This is a genomic window from Thiovibrio frasassiensis (assembly GCF_029607905.1).
GTDB classification, from domain to species: domain Bacteria; phylum Desulfobacterota; class Desulfobulbia; order Desulfobulbales; family Desulfurivibrionaceae; genus Thiovibrio; species Thiovibrio frasassiensis.
This window is the reverse complement of record NZ_JAPHEH010000001.1, coordinates 1,576,400-1,593,714: the sequence shown is the minus strand read 5'-3', so window position 1 is coordinate 1,593,714 and position 17,315 is coordinate 1,576,400. Positions and strand designations below refer to the sequence as shown.

Below are 17,315 nucleotides of genomic sequence, written 5' to 3'. Positions count from 1 at the left end.
ATTCCGTTGTTGCCCACCAGGCAATTATCACCCAGTGCAGAGGTTAGCCATGCCCCTCGCCAATTTTCCCCAGGCAGTAGTTTGTTTTGAACTCCAGGTCTATCATCGCCCCAGCGACGAAAAACAGCTGCGCGACACCCACATCGCCTTTTCCGGCGCGCCTCAAAAACATCCAACCAACCCGAAAAAGATCCTCCTGGTGGTCGACCCTTACAGCGACAACACCTTTTATTACGAATTCAACACCCAGGATATCTCCTACGTTGAGGAGCTGGCCAACCTCGTCACCATGGACGGCGAGGTTATCCCCATGGCCAGGCTCTGGATCAAGAAGAAAAGCATAGCCATACGCTCCACCCCCTTTGTGGTTGAAAGCACCAGACCATGAGGCTCTCCTCCTAACTTCCGTCCCTGACAAGACAAAGGGGACCCAATGTATAGTTGCCCCCCTGTCGTTTAGATTTTTCAATTTTTTTTCGTTTTTTTGGGAACTGGCAGCACAAAACTTACCCAAGGGCCTTGAGAAAGCAACCGCCCACATTGAAAACCGTGGCGCGTTATGCCATTGGCACACATCATGCTTTTCCCAAAGGCATGATCTATCCGCCTGACTGTTTCAACATTGCTCGGCAAAGGAGGCTCGACCATGAACGACATCAAAAAAATTCTGGTTCCCACGGATTTTTCCATTCATTCGAACAGAGTGCTGCAGGCCGCCATCATGATTGCCCGCAAATTCGATGCGGCCATCGAGGTGGTTTTTGTGGTGGAGAGCCTGGATGCCTATGCCGGTTTTGCGGTGCCCCACCTGCCCCTGGAAAATCTGGAAAAAGAACTGCTCGAGCGGGCCAAACGCAAGATGACCGAGTTCATCGCAGAGGATATGGCCAAGGACGTCCCCCATGCAAGCACGGTGCTCACGGGCAATGTCGCGGCAGAGATCGTCCGCCATGCCGAGGCCGAAGGGTGCGACATGATCATGATCGGCACCCAGACCTGCAAGGGGGTAGAGAAAGCACTTTTCGGCAGTGTTACCGAGCGGGTGATCAAGACCGCCCACTGCCCGGTACTCAGTATGAATCCCTGTATTTGAGAAGACGTATCCCCACTCCCCTTTCCAACACCCACGGAGGTTTTCCATGAAAATGACCGAAATCAAAACAAAGGCGACGAAGCTTGGCATTAAACCCGGCAAGATGAAAAAAGAGGCTCTCATCCGGACCATCCAGGAAGAAGAAGGCAACTTCCCCTGCTTTGGTTCAGCCATGGAGCATTGCAGCCAGGAAGATTGCTGCTGGCGGGAGGATTGCCTCCCCGTGTAACACAACCCTGCCCTCTCCCCGGACGGAAAAAAACATGCCCCTCGACACAGAACCCATTGAAGGCAACTGGTACGAGGCCATCGAGGATGGCACCCGCTTCGTTGTCGTCACCGTTGACGAGGACGAAGGGCTTGTTGAGCTCCAGCATGACAATGGGGCAACAGAAGAAATCACTCTGGAAGATTGGTATGAGGCTGATCTCACCGCCATTGCCCCCCCGGACGAAATGGGGCTCTACGATGATCTAGCGGAGGATGAGGACGAGGTACAGGGAGGACATCAGACAGAAAATCCCGAGGAGGACAACTGGGGGGAACCCTTGCCCGAGCTTGAGGAATAAGATGTTTCCGTGCGCAGCTTCTGCCGGCAAAGCATCACACAGGAGAGATGTCCCTGACCCGACATATCTCTTTCGGCAAAGACAAAACCTGACCTAGCTCCCGACCTGCCCCAAGACAAGAACCTTCTCGATGCTTTGCCGCAGATTCTCCCTGGTGAATGGCTTGACCACGTAATCGCTGACCTGGGCCCGAATCGCTTCGAGCATCAGATGCGGCTGCGCCTCGGCGGTTACCATGATAAAGGGGATGCTCCTGGTGGCCTCATTTTTTCGAACACTCCGCAAAACCTCAATGCCGTGCATTCCCCGCATGCACCAGTCGGAGAGAATAAGGTCCACCCCTTCCTTCTCCAGAATCTGCAGCGCCTTTTCCCCGCTGTCCGCCTCAAGGATCTTGGAATATCCCAATGCCATCAGGTGATTGGTGATGATCCTCCGCATGACCAGCGAATCATCAACCACCAACACCTTCATATCATTATCAGGTTCCATCATTTCACAACACGTGCCAGGTAGTAGCTTTTCGCCGGAAGATCTTGCAGGCGGAACTCTGTAATGCCCAGAATTTTTCTAAGTATAACGGAGGGTGAAACGGAAGCAAAGCAATTCATGGAACAAATCCCCTCTCCGGCAGATAAGACGGAAGACGCAAGCCAGATCCTGCCCCCACCAAGCAACTGTCCCATAAAAAAAAAGGAACCAGCCAGTTATGACTGATTCCTTATATTTTCTGGTGGGCGGAGCGGGGATCGAACCCACGACCTTTGGCTTCGGAGGCCAACACTCTATCCAACTGAGCTACCCGCCCTCGGGTTTTCATCTTCACAGTGGCAACTTACTTACCATGTATCGCTTTTTCAGTAAAGCCATTTTCACCGGGCGACAAAGGGTGCAGGCTTACGGCCAGAATCCTTCTGGTTTGACTGCCGATGGCCGCCCGCTGGTCGGGACGCACGCCGAGGATGGCAATGATTCCCTCCTGGTCCGCCAGGATGGGGATCCTTTGCCGCTGTCCCGCAGGAATCTTCTGGTCGGTGAAAAAATCGCCGACCTTTTTCCGCCCCGATGCCCCCAGGGGATGAAACCGGTCTCCCTGCCGAACAAAACGGACCAGCAGCGGAAAAGAAACCTTTTCACCATCGCAGTAGAGGACCTTCGCCCCCTCCCCTTCCCATCCCTCGGGAAGGGTTGCCAGCTGACGAACCTTGATCCGTACCCCCAGACCTTCAAGGGAATATTCCCCTGGGCCGGGAAGCGCTCGACAAAAAGACACCTCCTCCTTCCCGACAGCCATAAGATTGCCGCGCACTGGTTTCCGCCCCTGCGGATAACAAAACAACATCCGCCCCTCCGCCCGGACAACCCGCAAGCCGCGGGCCAGATGCAGACCTGCCCCCTCCCCCCCGGTTTCCGCCAGCGAGAGCAGCTGCGCAATCTGCCTGAAGGTTGGCCGACAACCCATACGCCAGCACGCGGTTTCCAAAATGCGCCGCCTGATGGCCAAAGGGTGAGCCAAAAAATTTTCCAGCTGAATCATCAGGTTCGCGGGTTCGCCTTGCTCCTCCACAACCGCCTGGGCATAGGCCTGGCTGGCCATCCCGGCCAAGAGCTCTTCTTCCCCCTGCAAAATCGTCGCCGTTTCCCGCAGGGAGTTGCCGATATTGGGGTTAAAATGCGCCTGCAGGTACGGGAGCAAATCGAGCCTGATGCGGTTGCGCAGGTAGATCCGTTCCCGGTTGGAGCTGTCGAGACAATAGGGGATATTTTCTGCCGCCAGATAGCGGAGGATCTCCGCCTTGGCGATGCCCAAAAAAGGCCGGATAACCAGACCATCGCGCACCCTTGCCATGCCGGCCAACCCCGCCCGGCCAGTCCCCCGGACAAGCCGGAGCAGAACCTCCTCGGCCTGATCGTCCGCCGTATGGGCTACGGCAATCTTGTCGGCTCGATGACGCGCGGCCAGTTCCTCTAAAAATCCGTAACGCAGATTGCGGGCACCATGCTCCCGGGACAAGCCCTGCTCCTTGGCATACGCGGCAACCTCCACCTTGCCGCATTCACAGACAAGCCCCAACCCCTGCGCCGCTTCCTGCACCAGACTGGCCTCAGCCGCGGCCTCCTTGGGGCGCAGGCCATGATCCAGATGGCCAACCACCAGAGAAACCTCAAGAAGTGGGGCCAACTGCGCCAAAGTATACAGCAAGGCCATGGAGTCCGGACCGCCGGAGACCGCCACGACACAGCGCTCTCCGGCAACAAGTTGCGCCTCGCGCTTGATAGTTTCCCCGACCTTTTTGATAAAAGAATGCATCGCTACCGTTTACGTTGGTTCAGTTCGCACAGCGGTTGCCAAGGAGTTTTCACTCTGGCTCATTATTTCCCTTGAAGTAGCAGCTATCTTTGGCTATGTGATATAACATACTGAAGCGTATCCTCTTTTTGCAGAAAAACACTCAGCAACGGGTCTTATATGAACGTACGCAAAGCTGTTATCCCGGTGGCCGGCAAAGGCACCCGCTTTCTCCCTGCCAGCAAGGCAATTCCCAAGGAAATGCTCACCATCGTTGACCGGCCGACCATTCAGTACATCGTCGAAGAGGTGGTTGCCTCCGGGATCGAAGAGATTGTTTTTGTCACCAGCCAGGGAAAATCAGCCATCGAAAATCATTTTGACTATGATTTCGAACTCGACACCATCCTCAGACAAAAGGGCAAGGATGCGCTCTGCGAAGAGATCAACCACATCTCAAACCTCATCGACATTACCACGGTCCGCCAAAAAAAACCATTGGGACTGGGGCACGCCATCTGGACCACGAGAAATGTCATCGGCAACGAGCCCTTCCTGGTTCTGCTGGGCGATGATCTGGTGTTGAGCAAGGTCCCGTGCTGCCAGCAGATGCTCACCCTGCACGAAGAAATGGACGCACCCATCGTGGCTATCCAAAAAGTACCGCAAACAGAAACCAACCAGTACGGAATCGTGGAGGGCTCCCAGATCCGGGAAGGGGTGTATCAGGTGGACCGCATGGTGGAAAAGCCCGCACCCGGCACCACCGACTCCGATCTGGCGATTATCGGCCGCTATCTCCTCACCCCCGAGATCTTTCCCCTGCTCGAAAAAACAACCCCGGGCCACGGCGGCGAGATTCAGCTCACCGATGCCCTGCTGGCCCTTGCCAAACAGCGGCCCATGTATGCCTACGAATTTACCGGAACCCGCTTCGACGCGGGAGACAAGCTCGGCTACCTCAAGGCGATCGTCGCCTATGCCCTGCGGCATCCGGTAATCTCCAAGGAATTCAAGAAACACATCAAGGAAGTTTGCGCGGATTTTTAAAGGCGTTTTCTTTTTCCCGAAGCCGGAGGGCGGCCTCTCACATCCACCGACAGCGTGCCATGTCCGCATCACCCCCCTATCTTGAAGTCGCCGTGGCTGCTCCGCTGCCGCAGACCCTGACCTACGCCGCCCTACGCGACGGAAGGGTGGCCAAACCTGGGCAACGGGTGCTGGTCCCCTTGTCCGGACGGTTGCTCACCGGCTATGTCCTGGCCCTCTCCGAGGAAAAACCCGAGTTCCGACTCAAGCCCATTGCCGACCTCCTCGACGATTTCCCGGTTTTTCCGGAAAAATTGGTCCCCTTTTTCCGCTGGGTGGCCCGCTACTATCATTATCCCATCGGAGAGGTGATCCGGGGCGCGCTGCCCGGCGGACTCACCTCGCAAAGCGGCCGCCGGCTTAAGATCACCGAGGCGGGTCTGCACTATTTTCAACGGGAACAGCCCCAGCTTATTCAGGACACCCCCTGGCTCGCCAATCTGACCGCCAATAAAAAATTGAGTGCGGCGACGGTGCGCAAACTCTGGCGGGGCAAAGAAAGACGGCTCATCGAACAGTGGGCGGAACAGGGGTTGCTCACCGTGGAGCAGATTATCTCCGGGGCGTCCATCGGCCAAAAAACAGAGTCCTGCGTGCTCCTTGCCCAAGAAGCAGCGAGTCCGGAAACCCTCGCCAGCCTCAAGCCCTCTGAAGCGAAGACCCTTGCCCTCCTCGAAGAGATGCGCACCCCTGCAGCCCAGGGTATTCCCCGGAGGGAGCTGACCGCCCTCTACCGGGGCGCGGGAAAACCCCTTGCCGCTCTGGCCGCAAAAGGCCTCATCTCCCTGGTGGAGCGCCCGGTCTATCGCGATCCCTTTGGCGAAACCCCGCCTTTTTTCCCCAGGCCCGCCCAACTCACCGTTGATCAGGAAAACGCCCTGGCCCAGCTGAACCCGGCCATTCGCCAAAAAAAATACAGTGCCTTCCTCCTGCACGGCGTCACCGGCAGCGGTAAAACCGAGGTCTACCTGCAGGCCGCGGAAACCACCCTGGCTCTGGGCCGCAGCGTCCTGGTGCTGGTGCCGGAAATCGCCCTGGCCACTCAGCTGGAGGCGCATTTTCTTTCCCGCTTCGGCGAGACCGTGGCCCTCTTGCACAGCGGCCTGGCCAGGGGCGAGCGTTTTGACCAATGGCAGCGGGTGGTTTCCGGGGAGGCGCGCATCGTCATCGGTGCCCGCTCCGCCATCTTCGCTCCCCTTGGTGACCCGGGGCTGATCATCGTCGACGAGGAACACGACGGAGCCTACAAGCAGGAAGACAGCCTCCGCTACCAGGGCCGCGATCTCGCCCTGCTCCGCGGCAGCCAGGGCGGGGCCACGGTATTGCTCGGCTCGGCCACCCCATCGCTGATCAGCTATCAGCATGCGCTCAGCGGCAAGTACACCCTGCTCACTCTGCCGGCCAGAATAGAAAACCGGCCCCTGCCCCAGGTGGAGCTGGTCGATCTCCAGGCCGTAAACACGGTCTCCGGTCGGCCGCCGCTCTTCAGCCCGCAACTCAAACAAGCACTGCGGGCGACCCTGAGCCGAGGAGAACAGAGTCTCGTCTTCCTCAACCGTCGCGGCTTTGCCGGCTGCATGCTCTGCTCCGACTGCGGCCAGGCGGTGCAATGCCCCCATTGCCGGATAACCCTGACCCTCCATAAGGGAAGGGGCGAACTGGTTTGCCATTACTGCGGCTTTGCCACCAACAGCCGCACGGTCTGCACCAATTGCCGCTCGCTCAACCTGGCGCCCATCGGTTTCGGCACGGAACGCATCGAGGAGGAACTTACCGGGATGTTTCCCAAGGCCCGGATCGCCCGCCTTGACCACGACACCACCCGCAACCGCCAGGATTTCCTCCGCATCCTCCGGGCGGTGCATGAGCGCGAGGTCGACATTCTGGTAGGGACCCAGATGATCACCAAGGGGCACCATTTCCCCCATGTCACTCTGGTGGGCATTGTCTGGGCCGATGCCGGGCTGGGCATGCCCGATTACAAGGGCGGCGAGCGCACCTTCCAGCTCCTGGCCCAGGTGACCGGGCGGGCAGGGAGGGGCGAGCAACCGGGGAAGGTCATCGTCCAGACCCACCAGCCCACCCATTATTCCATTGCCGCGGCCCGCGACCACGATTACCCCCGCTTTTTCGCAAAAGAAATGGGGTTGCGCAAAGCCCTCGGTTATCCGCCCTTCAGCCGGTTGATCAACCTTGTCCTTGACGGCGAACAGGAAGAGGGGGTGCAAAGCCGGGCCTCGCTTTTGGCCGCCAAAGGGAAATCCCTCTTGCCCCGGTATCGCAGAACCGCCATCCTTGGCCCGGCACCGGCGCCCCTTGCCAGACTGCGGGGCAGATTCCGCTGGCAGATCCTGCTCAAGGGGCCGGATCTGGAAGAGCTGCATGGCCTTTGCCTGGAGCTCGAACAGGAGCAGAGCCGCCTGGGAGCAGCGGTGAATTTGTCGGTGGACGTTGATCCGGAAAATATGTTATAAATTGCTTCTTCAGCCGCCCTGTTTCATCCCGGCGATACACAAAAAAACGCACCACCAAGGCCAAAACATTCCCGAAAACCCACAAGGAACCCTCCCATGGCTCTGCGCGAGATAGTCACCTACCCCTTTCCCATTCTCAAGACCACGGCCAAGCCGGTCACCGACTTTGGCGAGGATCTTGCAAAACTGGTGGCCGACATGGCGGAAACCATGTACGACGCACCCGGCGTCGGCTTAGCGGCCCCGCAGATAAACATCCCCCTGCAGCTCTGCGTCATTGACATCTCGCCCAAGGATGCGCCCCGGGAGTTGATTGTGCTGGCCAACCCGAAGATCATCAAGGGCGAAGGCCAAGAGATTGACGAGGAGGGGTGCCTCAGCGTACGCGAGTATTGCAGCAACGTGGTCCGCTTTGCGAAAATTTGGGTGGAGGCCCAGGATATCAACGGCCAGCCGCTGCGTTTTGAAGCGGAAGGGTATTACGCCCGGGTGATCCAGCACGAACTCGATCACCTAAACGGCACCCTGTTCATCGACCGGATCAGCTCCCTCAAGCGGACGCTCTATAAAAAGAAGATCAAAAAAATGATCAGGGCCGAAGAGGGGAAATAACCGGTGGCAACCCGCAGGTACCGCATCATCTTCATGGGCACCCCGGAATTTGCCGTGCCCTCGCTGCAAGCGCTGCTTGATCATAGGGAAGAGGTGGTCGCCGTGGTCTGCCAGCCGGACAAGCCCAAGGGAAGGGGCCGCAAGCTGAGCCCGCCGCCGGTCAAGGAACTGGCCCTGGCCGCAGGCATCCCGGTTCTCCAGCCGACCAAGGTCAGGACGCCCGAGTTTTTGGAAGAACTCCGCTCCTACCGCCCCGATCTTATGGTGGTGACCGCCTATGGCCGCATCCTGCCGGGACCGCTCCTGAGCCTGCCGCCTTTGGGCACCATCAACGTGCACGGCTCACTCCTCCCAAAATACCGGGGTGCGGCTCCGGTCCAGTGGGCAGTGCTCAATGGCGACACGGAAACGGGCATCACCATCATGCAGATGGACGAGGGCATGGACACCGGCGACATCCTCCTGCCGGGGAGCCTGGCCATCGAACCCGACGATACCGCCGGCACTCTGGCCGTGAAGATGGCCGCTCTCGGTGGCAGGCTGCTCACCGAGGCCCTGGAACGGCTCAAGGAGGGGAATCTCCCTCCGCACAAACAGGACGAAAGGCTGGTCACCCTGGCGCCCCCGCTCTCCAAGGAATTAAGCGCAATCGACTGGCAAAAAACGGCCCGGGAAATCAGCTGCCGGATCAGGGGGCTCGACCCATGGCCCATGGCCCACACCACCCTGGAGGGCAAATGGCTTCGCCTTTTTGCCCCGCAGATTATCCCTGGGCCTGTGCGCGAAGCCCCCGGTACCCTGTGCCGGGCTGACAAAACCGGGCTAACCGTGGCTACGGGCGAAGAGTATCTGCGGATTGGCGAGGTGCAGCTTGAAGGGTCCAAACGGATGAGCGCGGATGCCTTTCTCCGCGGCAGGCCTCTTGCCCCAGGCCTCAGGTTCCCCACATGATGGCCTTTTTGCGAGGCCATTCCACATGACCCGATTCCTGAAAAGCCGCATCTTCTACCTTCTGCTCATCCTTGCCGCAATCGGGGGGGTTATCTTTTACGCCTTCCAGCAGGACAACCTTTTTGCCAGGGTCCTTCACTATCTGCAGAATTCGCGGCAGCACGGGGAAGAGATCCGCGCAGCCATCCTGGCCAAGGGCGGATTTGCACCGCTTCTCTTCATAGGCCTCCAGATCCTGCAGGTCGTTATTGCGCCCATTCCCGGCGAGGCAAGCGGGGTCTTGGGCGGCTATCTCTTCGGCGCCCTGCCGGCCTTTGCCTATTCCTCCTTTGGACTCACCATCGGTTCCTGGCTGGCCTTCATGGTCGGCCGATTGCTGAGCGACCTGGTCCGCCGGCGGCTGGAACACACCGCCATCTACCATCGCTTCAACCATCTCATCAGCAAGGGAGACTTCATCATCCCCTTCGTTCTCTTTCTCCTGCCCGGGTTCCCCAAAGACTCCCTCTCCTATCTCTTGGGCATGAGCCACATGCCGCTGCCGGTCTTTCTCTTCATCTCCTTTGTCGGCCGGATGCCAGGCACCCTGCTCCTTTCTTTTCAGGGCGCCGAAATTTTCCAGGGCAACTATCTCAAACTTGTCTTTCTCCTGGGGATTTCCGCCCTGATTGCCATCCCCTATGCCTTCTATCACAAGCAGATTCTCGCCTGGCTCACCCACTACAGCAGACGGACCTTTCCCTCTAACGATATAAACAGCTCTGGCCCGCCGAAGAATAAATGACGAACCAACACACCATTGCCTATATCGACTGTTTTTCCGGAATCAGCGGCGACATGTTCCTTGGCGCCCTGCTTGATGCCGGAGTGCCGGAGAATGAATTGCGCAGGCAATTGGCCCTGCTTGACCTGGCCGGCTACACCCTGAGCGCGACCAAAAAGAGTTGCGGCTCCATCGCGGCCACCGCCCTTACGATCGAAACCGAAGAGAACCATCCCCACCGCTCCTGGGGGGAGATCCGGCAGCTCATCTCCACCAGCGAACTGGCAAAGCCGGTGCAGGAAACAGCGCTGTCCATCTTCTCCCTGCTGGCCGAGGCCGAGGCCAAGGTGCATGGCAGGCCGGTGGATACCGTCCATTTCCATGAGGTGGGGGGGATCGACTCCATCATTGACATTGTCGGCGCGGCCATCGGTCTTGAGGTCTTGAAGATCACCGGTCTGCAATGCGCCCCTTTGCCCATGCCCCACGGCTGGGTGCAATGCGCCCATGGCCGGTTGCCCCTGCCCGCACCCGCAGTCTGCGAACTGCTGCAAGGAGTGCCGACCTACGGGGTCGAGCTGAACCAGGAGCTGGTCACCCCGACCGGAGCCGCCATCGTCAAGGCGCTGGCCAGCCATTATGGACCCATGCCGGCCATGACCATGGCCGGAGTGGGCTACGGTGCCGGCAGTCAGGAGCTGAGCAATGGCCAGCCCAATCTCCTCCGGTTGATCCTCGGCACCACCCGGATTATGGCCGAAGCCCAGGAGGTGGAGGTGATCGAAACCCATCTGGACGACTGGTCGCCGGAAACATTTCCCTATCTCAGCGAACAGCTCTTTGGACTGGGCGCCCTGGATGTGGCCCTGATCCCCATCCAGATGAAAAAAGGACGACCGGGCTTTCTCCTGCGGGTAATCTGCGACCGGGCTTCCGCCTTACCAGCCAAGGAATGCATCTTGAGCGAGACCACGGCCATCGGTCTGCGTTTTCGCACGGAGCAGCGCTGGACCCTGCCCCGGGAAAACGGCACGGTACCCACCCGCTGGGGAGCGGTGCGTGTGAAGAAGGTGACCACTCCGGCCGGCGAGGTCTTGACCCCGGAATATGAGGATTGCAAACGGGTCGCCATCGCCCACGGGGTTCCGCTCAAAGCGGTGTACGGTGAGGTGGCACGCAGCCAACACAGAGAATTTAAAGGGGATACCTAAATGGATCGACTCTTCATGACCATCGCCACCGGCTTTGGCACGGGCTATCTGCCCAAAGCCCCCGGCACCTGGGGCTCCCTGCTGGCCCTGCCCCTGCATTTTTTCTTGCGGCAACTGGCACCGAACCATTATGCCCTTGCCCTGGCAGGGATCTTTTTCATCGCCGTGATCACCGCCGGGCAGGCGGAAAAGATCCTGGACCGCAAAGACCCGGGCGTGGTGGTGATCGACGAGGTCATCGGCATGCTCATCACCCTCATCGCGGCGCCGAACAACCCTCTGCTCTGGCTGCTGGGGTTCTTCATCTTCCGATTTTTCGACATCTTCAAGCCCTACCCGATCCGCCTCATCGACCAACGGATCAACGGCGGCATGGGCATCGTGCTGGATGATGTCCTGGCCGGGGTTTACAGTCTCATGGTTCTGCAACTTATCTGTTATGCTATAATCGGGTAGAAGCACCGAATAACGCTGAGCCCGGAGATTACGGGTGCGGCCTAAAAAAAATACTTTCCCGCCGCTTCAAGTGTGCCTTGCAAGGAACAAGCTATGCCCGAGAGTCCCGAAACAGGCCGACCACTATTTTCCCTGTTGCCAGTCTGGCGCCGCCGTCTCGGTATCCTGGGGCTCAGCCTCGCCTCGCTCCTGACCGTCTATGCCCTGGCCGGATTTTTCCTGGCACCTTATCTCATCACCCGCTACGCCCCGCAATATGCGGAAAAACAGCTTCATCTCCAGCTACACCTCGGCAAGGTCCGGATCAATCCCTTGCTCTTCACCTGCGAGGCAAAGGAGCTCAGCCTGCAATTTAAGGAAGAGGTGCCGATCCTTTCCGTACAACGGCTCTTCCTCGACTTCGAGCTGACGACTCTTTTCCGCCGCGCCTGGACCTTCGGGAATCTTGTTATCGAAAGCCCCTCCCTGCACCTGGTGATCGATGCGGATGGCCGCCTCAACCTGACACAACTTCTCGAGAGGCTCCCGCAGTCCGAAGCGCCGCCGACGGCGGAAAAAAAGGTCTTGCCCCGTTTGCTTCTGCAGCATCTGGCGCTATCCGGCGGCACGGTGCGGATCGTTGACCTTTCTAAAACACAACCAACCGAGACCACGATCACACCCATCGCCCTTAAGTTCAACGACATCTCCACCATTCCCGCGCATCACGGCACCTACGCTGTTTCCGCAACCTTGCCTGACGGCGGCACCCTTGACTGGCAGGGCAAAATGGCGCTCCAGCCGCTCTCGGCCACCGGCACCATCGAGATCAAGGGATTCAGCTCCGCCACGGCCTGGAACTTTTTCCAGGACCGGTTGAACCTGGAGAAACCCACCGGGACGGCCCAACTCACCGCAAGCTATAATTTCTCCTCCAAGGATGGTTCAGCCGCTTTGCGCCTGAACCCCATCAGCCTGACGCTCCAGGATATTTCGCTCCGCGAAAAAGGCGCGCCCCAGCCGCTCTTGCAGCTAAAAAACCTCTCCGCCTCGGAGGGAGAGATCGACTTTGTCACCCACAAGATACTTTTCCCTTCCATCATCCTCTCGGGTGGACAGCTCTCGGCCCAAATCAACAAGGCAGGAATCGGCAACTGGCAGAGGCTTGCCAAGAGAGCACCTACTCCCCCGCCAACCAAAGCCATCCCCGCCAAAGAGCAAACGGTTCCCTGGCGGATTGACATCAATTCTTTTACCGCCACCGACCTTAGCCTGCGCTACAGCGAGGCAAACCGCCCCGCCCCCATCAGCCTGGAAGCGGACTTGGCCATCTCCGTGACCGGGGGCAGCCTCGATCTTGGCCGCCAGGAAGCCTCGATCAAACGGCTTGCTTTTGTCGGCGGAGGAATGTCCTATATCCGAAATCCGGGCGGCCGCAGCACATCCGCAGGGCGAAAGGCCCGCCCCGAGGGCGGCGCGAAACAAACACCACCAGACGCCAGTTCCGGCAAAAAAAGTCCCTGGAAATTGGCTCTGAACCAGCTCGACGTTTCCGGGTTCCATCTTGGGTACGCTGACCAGAAAAACAAACCGCCCCTGACCTATGATCTGACCGACCTGAAGGCGCAAGTGAAGGATTTTGGCAGTCCCACCGACAAACCGGTAACCTTCGAGGCTCAGGCAGGAATACGCCAAGGCGGCTCGGCCCGCCTGAGCGGAACCATATCTCAAGCAGGCGCAGGCGGACAACTCGGCCAACTCGAAGGCCAAATCGGGATCACCGAGATGAACCTCAAGCCCCTTGCCTCCCTGATTACAGAGCATGCAGCCTTGGCCCTGGTTTCCGGCAACCTCTCGCTAAACACGCACCTGCTCTATGGTCTGGCGGAAACCCCTGCGGCGCTCACCTTGGCGGGCGAGGCAACGATTGGCAAACTGCTGCTCAACGAGGAGCATACCACCGCCCGCTTTCTGGCCTGGAAGGAACTTGCCGCCAACGGGATTGACTTCGGCCTCAACCCGGACCGCCTTACCATCAAAGAGATACGAATTGAAAAGCCTGAGGCTAAAATCACCATCTTCCAAGACAAATCCGTTAATCTTGCCAAGGTCCGTAAACAGACAACCGAACCCGAACCGGAAGAAACAGAGAAGTCCCCTTTTCCCGTTGCGGTGGAACGGATCCGTCTCAAAAACGGGGTGATTGATTTTGCCGACCTCAGCCTAGTCCTGCCCTTTGCTACCCGAATTGAGCAGTTTAAGGGCGCAGCCACCGACCTCTCCACAAAGCCAGACAGCAGCGCCTCACTCAAGTTCGCAGGGCGGGTCGGCGAGTTCGGCCAGGCCAAGGCCAAGGGCTCCCTGGTCCCGTCCAATCCCAAGCAATTCACCGACATCACGGTTACCTTCCGCAATGTCGCCATGTCCCCCCTGTCCCCATACAGCGTAACCTTCGCCGGGCGAACCATTGCCTCGGGCAAACTCAACCTCGACCTGGGCTACAAGATCAAGGAGAGCGAACTGCTGGGCGAGAACTCGGTGGTCCTGGAAGATTTCACCCTGGGCGACCGGGTCGAAAGCCCAAGCGCCATGGATCTGCCCTTGGATCTGGCCATTGCCCTGCTCACCGACAGCGAGGGCAAGATCGATGTCGCCGTGCCCATCCGCGGCAATATCGATCATCCGGAATTCTCCTACGGGCAGGTCATCCGACAGGCGCTGTTCAATCTGCTCAGCAAGGTTGTGACCTCCCCGTTTCGCGCCTTGGGCTCCCTGTTCGGCTCCAAATCCGAAAATATGGATGCGATCCTCTTCGAACCCGGCCGGGCAGAACTGGCCCCACCGGAGCAGGAAAAACTTAAAGATGTGGCCGAGGCTCTCGGCAAGCGGGATCAGCTCCAACTCATCGTCCATGGCGGCTTTGACCCTCTCCTTGACGGCAAGGCCCTGAAATCCTCGCACCTGCGGCGAACCCTGGTGCAAAAACTTGGGGTACAGCGGGGACCGCTGGCCTATGACAACGCCAAAACCCAGCGCGCCCTGGAAAAACTTGCCGGCAACGAGTTGGCGGTCTTTCAGAGCAAATATGAAGAGAGTACCGGCAAAAAGGTCAAGCGGGTCAACCCGGCGCTGGCCTTGTTCGGCAAGGGGAGCGGGGATTGCCCTTTCTACCGGGACCTGTTTGACTATTTGGTGGAGACAGCGCCCCTACCCCAGCCGGAGCTGCAGAATCTGGCGGAACAACGGGGGTTGGCGATTATCCAGGATCTTACGGCGCGGTCGGGAGAAAACTCTGACCGGATAACCGCCGGTCCATCTGTACAGAGCGAGGCACAGGACGGAGCTGTCCCTGCCAAGCTGGAATTGAGCCTGCGCTGAATGTTGCGCTTTACAAAAAAAATATCAGGACTTCCCACCCATGATCGTTGATCGTTTAGCCAATTATAATTCGTACCCCTTTGGCAACCCATGGCAATTGGCCTTCGATTTTCTCCTTTCCTTGAAACCCGATGCGGAAGAAAAGAAATACCCCTTGCAGGGCGACGACCTCTTCGCCATTGTCATGCGCTATGAAACCTGCTCTCCGGAAACAGCCGAGATTGAAGCGCACCGGAAATATCTGGATATTCAAATGGTGATTACAGGAGACGAGGGGATTGGCTGGAGCCCGGCCGATGCCCTGGAGATTGCTGTGCCCTATGACGCATCCCTGGATGCGGAATTATACAAACACCCCAGGCAGGGGTTGTTGCGGGTGGACCTCTTCCCCGGAGATTTCATGGCCCTGTTTCCCCACGATGCGCATATGCCCTCGCTCATGACCGGAGAAGCTCCTGTTTTCACCAAGAAGGTGGTGGTGAAGATCGGCATGCATCTTCTCTCGGGATATCCCCGCACCTGAAAATCCCTCACCCCTCCCCAGCCGTTGTCCTGCAAAACCGCTGGATCTCGCCAAGAAAATCCGCCCCGTACCGTTCGAGCTTATGGGCGCCGACCCCGTGGATTTGCAAGAAAGCCTCGGTATCGGTGGGCAGATGGGCCGCCATCTCCGCCAGAGCAACATCGCTGAAAATAACAAAGGGCGGCACCCCGGCCGCATCGGCCAATCCTTTCCGCACTGCGCGCAGCGAGTCGAAAAGCTCCTGATTGTACTCAATATCGCCGACCTTGCGCCGCACCGCCTTGGGCAGGGCAACCGTCTTCGCCCTGGGTTTCGCCATCCTGAGTGTTTGCTCGCCGCGCAGCACGGGCCGGGCCGACTCACTCAACTTGAGCACCGAGTAATTGGACACGTCCTGCTCCAGATACCCCTGCTGCACCAGATGCCTGAGGACGCTGCCCCAGTACTCCTGACTTTTCTCCGCGCCGATGCCGTAGGTGGAAAGGTGGTCATGCCCCAGCTGCAGGAGGCGCTCTTTTTTTGAGCCGCGCAACACCTCGATCACATGCCCGACCCCGAAACGCTGATCCACCCGAAAAACACAGGAGAGCGCCTTGCGGGCGTCTTCGGTCACATCGACAAGCTCCGGCGGGTTGAGACAGATATCGCAATTCCCACAATCCTGCTCCAGACGGTCGCCGAAATAACCGAGCAACACCTGCCGCCGACAGCTCAAGGCCTCGGCAAAGCCCACCATGGTGTTGAGCTTGTGCAGTTCAATCCGCTTCTGTTCCGGGTTATCGCTGTTCTCGATCAGGCTCCGGGCCAAAACGATGTCGCCGTAGCCGAAGAGGAGCAGCGCTTCCGCCGCCAACCCGTCCCGGCCGGCGCGGCCTGTTTCCTGATAATAGCTTTCGATGTTCTTGGGGATATCGTAATGCACCACATAGCGGATATTGGATTTGTCGATGCCCATGCCGAAAGCCACCGTGGCCACAATGATCCGAACATCGTCCCGGAGAAAATCCTCCTGCACCCGTTGCCGCTGCGCCGCCGGCAAGCCGGCGTGGTACGAGGCTGCGGAAAACCCGGCATCCCGCAGCTGCTCGCTCACCTTCTCCACCCGTTTCCGGCTCAGACAGTAGACGATTCCCGCCTCTTCCCGACGCCCCTGCAAAAAATTGCTGAGTTGGGCAAAGGGCTTCAATTTTTGCAACACGGTGTAGCGGATATTGGGCCGGTCAAAACCGGAGACATAGCACTGGGAAGGGCTTAAGCCCAGACGCTCGAGAATGTCCTTGCGGGTATGGGGCTCGGCCGTGGCGGTGAGGGCGATCAGGGGGATCTTGGGAAAGAGCTGGCGCAGTTGGCCAAGCTTGGCGTATTCCGGGCGAAAGTCATGCCCCCACTGGGAGATACAGTGCGCTTCGTCGATGGCGAACAGGGCAATGGGGATCTCGCGCAGCCGTTCGACAAACCCCTCGCTCATCAAACGCTCCGGCGCGACATAGAGCAGATCCAGCTCCTCCCGGTGCAGCAGGGCAAGAACCTGACGGGCCTCCTCGCTTTTCAGGGAAGAGTTGTAAAAAGCCGCCCGGACCCCGCAGGCGACAAGGGCATCCACCTGATCCTTCATCAGGGAAATCAGGGGAGAAACCACGATCCCCACGCCCGGACGGTGCAGGGCCGGAATCTGATAACACAGAGATTTGCCGCCGCCGGTGGGCATCAGGACAAAGGCGTCTTCACCCCGGATGAGACCCTCGATGATCTCCTGTTGCGGAGGACGAAAGGTGGTATAGCCGAAGATTTTCTTGAGGCTTTCCAGCGGGGTGCCATTCATGCGATTCAAAAATCCTCTTCCATATTTTTAAATGATCTTTGATCATACCCATCACACCAACACTCCCGCTACCATTTATCGCCTATCCAAAAAATTATCCTCGCA

Annotated in this window: 16 protein-coding genes and 1 tRNA gene; 13 read left to right on the top strand and 4 right to left on the bottom strand. The window is 58.6% G+C overall.

What is annotated here, in order from left to right; all coding sequences use genetic code 11:
* Positions 1–49 precede the first annotated feature (49 nt).
* The 4 genes from OLX77_RS07585 to OLX77_RS07570 all read left to right on the top strand — a co-directional run bounded on the left by OLX77_RS07585 (position 50) and on the right by OLX77_RS07570 (position 1,662).
* Complete coding sequence (locus OLX77_RS07585; RefSeq protein ID WP_307632989.1) at positions 50–388, top strand: inorganic pyrophosphatase Ppa; 339 nt, start codon at positions 50–52, stop codon at positions 386–388.
* 258 nt (positions 389–646) lie between these two features.
* On the top strand, positions 647–1,093 hold the full coding sequence (locus OLX77_RS07580; protein ID WP_307632988.1) for a universal stress protein: 447 nt from the start codon (positions 647–649) through the stop codon (positions 1,091–1,093).
* Positions 1,094–1,139: 46 nt separating this feature from the next.
* Positions 1,140–1,322 carry a hypothetical protein gene (locus tag OLX77_RS07575; RefSeq protein ID WP_307632987.1) on the top strand — a complete coding sequence of 61 codons (183 nt, stop codon included), beginning with the start codon at positions 1,140–1,142 and terminating at the stop codon, positions 1,320–1,322.
* 34 nt (positions 1,323–1,356) lie between these two features.
* A complete protein-coding gene (locus OLX77_RS07570; protein ID WP_307632986.1) occupies positions 1,357–1,662 on the top strand; it encodes a DUF6763 family protein in 306 nt (101 codons plus the stop codon).
* A 93-nt stretch (positions 1,663–1,755) separates the two neighbouring features.
* Here the strand turns inward: OLX77_RS07570 and OLX77_RS07565 are convergent, their stop codons facing one another.
* The 3 genes from OLX77_RS07565 to tilS all read right to left on the bottom strand — a co-directional run bounded on the left by OLX77_RS07565 (position 1,756) and on the right by tilS (position 3,973).
* Complete coding sequence (locus OLX77_RS07565) at positions 1,756–2,154, bottom strand: response regulator (RefSeq protein WP_371877499.1); 399 nt, start codon at positions 2,152–2,154, stop codon at positions 1,756–1,758.
* Between the two features lie 239 nt (positions 2,155–2,393).
* A tRNA-Arg gene (locus OLX77_RS07560) sits at positions 2,394–2,470 on the bottom strand.
* 27 nt (positions 2,471–2,497) lie between these two features.
* On the bottom strand, positions 2,498–3,973 hold the full coding sequence (tilS, locus tag OLX77_RS07555; protein WP_307632984.1) for a tRNA lysidine(34) synthetase TilS: 1,476 nt from the start codon (positions 3,971–3,973) through the stop codon (positions 2,498–2,500).
* Between the two features lie 159 nt (positions 3,974–4,132).
* Between tilS and galU the strand changes: the two genes are divergently transcribed.
* From galU to OLX77_RS07510, 9 genes are all read left to right on the top strand, one after another.
* Positions 4,133–5,002 carry a UTP--glucose-1-phosphate uridylyltransferase GalU gene (gene galU / locus OLX77_RS07550; RefSeq protein ID WP_307632983.1) on the top strand — a complete coding sequence of 290 codons (870 nt, stop codon included), beginning with the start codon at positions 4,133–4,135 and terminating at the stop codon, positions 5,000–5,002.
* A gap of 59 nt (positions 5,003–5,061) precedes the next feature.
* Positions 5,062–7,515, top strand: coding sequence for a replication restart helicase PriA (gene priA / locus OLX77_RS07545; RefSeq protein WP_307632982.1), 2,454 nt, complete (start codon positions 5,062–5,064; stop codon positions 7,513–7,515).
* 96 nt (positions 7,516–7,611) lie between these two features.
* A complete protein-coding gene (gene def, locus OLX77_RS07540; RefSeq protein WP_307632981.1) occupies positions 7,612–8,127 on the top strand; it encodes a peptide deformylase in 516 nt (171 codons plus the stop codon).
* A gap of 33 nt (positions 8,128–8,160) precedes the next feature.
* Positions 8,161–9,078, top strand: a complete 918-nt coding sequence (gene fmt, locus OLX77_RS07535) for a methionyl-tRNA formyltransferase (RefSeq protein WP_371877498.1) — start codon at positions 8,161–8,163, stop codon at positions 9,076–9,078.
* 25 nt (positions 9,079–9,103) lie between these two features.
* Complete coding sequence (locus OLX77_RS07530) at positions 9,104–9,862, top strand: TVP38/TMEM64 family protein (RefSeq protein WP_307632979.1); 759 nt, start codon at positions 9,104–9,106, stop codon at positions 9,860–9,862.
* Positions 9,859–11,052 carry a nickel pincer cofactor biosynthesis protein LarC gene (gene larC / locus OLX77_RS07525; RefSeq protein ID WP_307632978.1) on the top strand — a complete coding sequence of 398 codons (1,194 nt, stop codon included), beginning with the start codon at positions 9,859–9,861 and terminating at the stop codon, positions 11,050–11,052. The genes OLX77_RS07530 and larC overlap by 4 nt, the downstream gene beginning before the upstream one ends.
* Complete coding sequence (locus OLX77_RS07520; protein WP_307632977.1) at positions 11,053–11,508, top strand: phosphatidylglycerophosphatase A family protein; 456 nt, start codon at positions 11,053–11,055, stop codon at positions 11,506–11,508.
* A gap of 93 nt (positions 11,509–11,601) precedes the next feature.
* Positions 11,602–14,865 (top strand): DUF748 domain-containing protein, encoded by a 3,264-nt coding sequence (locus OLX77_RS07515; protein ID WP_307632976.1) that lies wholly within the window; start codon positions 11,602–11,604, stop codon positions 14,863–14,865.
* Positions 14,866–14,905: 40 nt separating this feature from the next.
* The gene (locus OLX77_RS07510; RefSeq protein ID WP_307632975.1) at positions 14,906–15,388 is read left to right on the top strand and encodes a NanQ anomerase/TabA/YiaL family protein; all 483 of its coding nucleotides are present in this window, start codon (positions 14,906–14,908) and stop codon (positions 15,386–15,388) included.
* A gap of 7 nt (positions 15,389–15,395) precedes the next feature.
* Here OLX77_RS07510 and recQ read toward each other — a convergent pair whose 3' ends face one another.
* Positions 15,396–17,210 carry a DNA helicase RecQ gene (gene recQ / locus OLX77_RS07505; RefSeq protein ID WP_307634067.1) on the bottom strand — a complete coding sequence of 605 codons (1,815 nt, stop codon included), beginning with the start codon at positions 17,208–17,210 and terminating at the stop codon, positions 15,396–15,398.
* Between the last annotated feature and the right edge of the window lie 105 nt (positions 17,211–17,315).

What these genes read in the sequence shown, in the direction of transcription:
- OLX77_RS07585 (WP_307632989.1), top strand. Translation starts at nt 50, where the DNA reads ATGCCCCTCGCCAATTTTCCCCAGGCAGTAGTTTGTTTTGAACTCCAG.
- OLX77_RS07580 (WP_307632988.1), top strand. Translation starts at nt 647, where the DNA reads ATGAACGACATCAAAAAAATTCTGGTTCCCACGGATTTTTCCATTCAT.
- OLX77_RS07575 (WP_307632987.1), top strand. Translation starts at nt 1,140, where the DNA reads ATGAAAATGACCGAAATCAAAACAAAGGCGACGAAGCTTGGCATTAAA.
- OLX77_RS07570 (WP_307632986.1), top strand. Translation starts at nt 1,357, where the DNA reads ATGCCCCTCGACACAGAACCCATTGAAGGCAACTGGTACGAGGCCATC.
- OLX77_RS07565 (WP_371877499.1), bottom strand. Translation starts at nt 2,154, where the DNA reads ATGGAACCTGATAATGATATGAAGGTGTTGGTGGTTGATGATTCGCTG.
- tilS (WP_307632984.1), bottom strand. Translation starts at nt 3,973, where the DNA reads ATGCATTCTTTTATCAAAAAGGTCGGGGAAACTATCAAGCGCGAGGCG.
- galU (WP_307632983.1), top strand. Translation starts at nt 4,133, where the DNA reads ATGAACGTACGCAAAGCTGTTATCCCGGTGGCCGGCAAAGGCACCCGC.
- priA (WP_307632982.1), top strand. Translation starts at nt 5,062, where the DNA reads ATGTCCGCATCACCCCCCTATCTTGAAGTCGCCGTGGCTGCTCCGCTG.
- def (WP_307632981.1), top strand. Translation starts at nt 7,612, where the DNA reads ATGGCTCTGCGCGAGATAGTCACCTACCCCTTTCCCATTCTCAAGACC.
- fmt (WP_371877498.1), top strand. Translation starts at nt 8,161, where the DNA reads ATGGGCACCCCGGAATTTGCCGTGCCCTCGCTGCAAGCGCTGCTTGAT.
- OLX77_RS07530 (WP_307632979.1), top strand. Translation starts at nt 9,104, where the DNA reads ATGACCCGATTCCTGAAAAGCCGCATCTTCTACCTTCTGCTCATCCTT.
- larC (WP_307632978.1), top strand. Translation starts at nt 9,859, where the DNA reads ATGACGAACCAACACACCATTGCCTATATCGACTGTTTTTCCGGAATC.
- OLX77_RS07520 (WP_307632977.1), top strand. Translation starts at nt 11,053, where the DNA reads ATGGATCGACTCTTCATGACCATCGCCACCGGCTTTGGCACGGGCTAT.
- OLX77_RS07515 (WP_307632976.1), top strand. Translation starts at nt 11,602, where the DNA reads ATGCCCGAGAGTCCCGAAACAGGCCGACCACTATTTTCCCTGTTGCCA.
- OLX77_RS07510 (WP_307632975.1), top strand. Translation starts at nt 14,906, where the DNA reads ATGATCGTTGATCGTTTAGCCAATTATAATTCGTACCCCTTTGGCAAC.
- recQ (WP_307634067.1), bottom strand. Translation starts at nt 17,210, where the DNA reads ATGAATGGCACCCCGCTGGAAAGCCTCAAGAAAATCTTCGGCTATACC.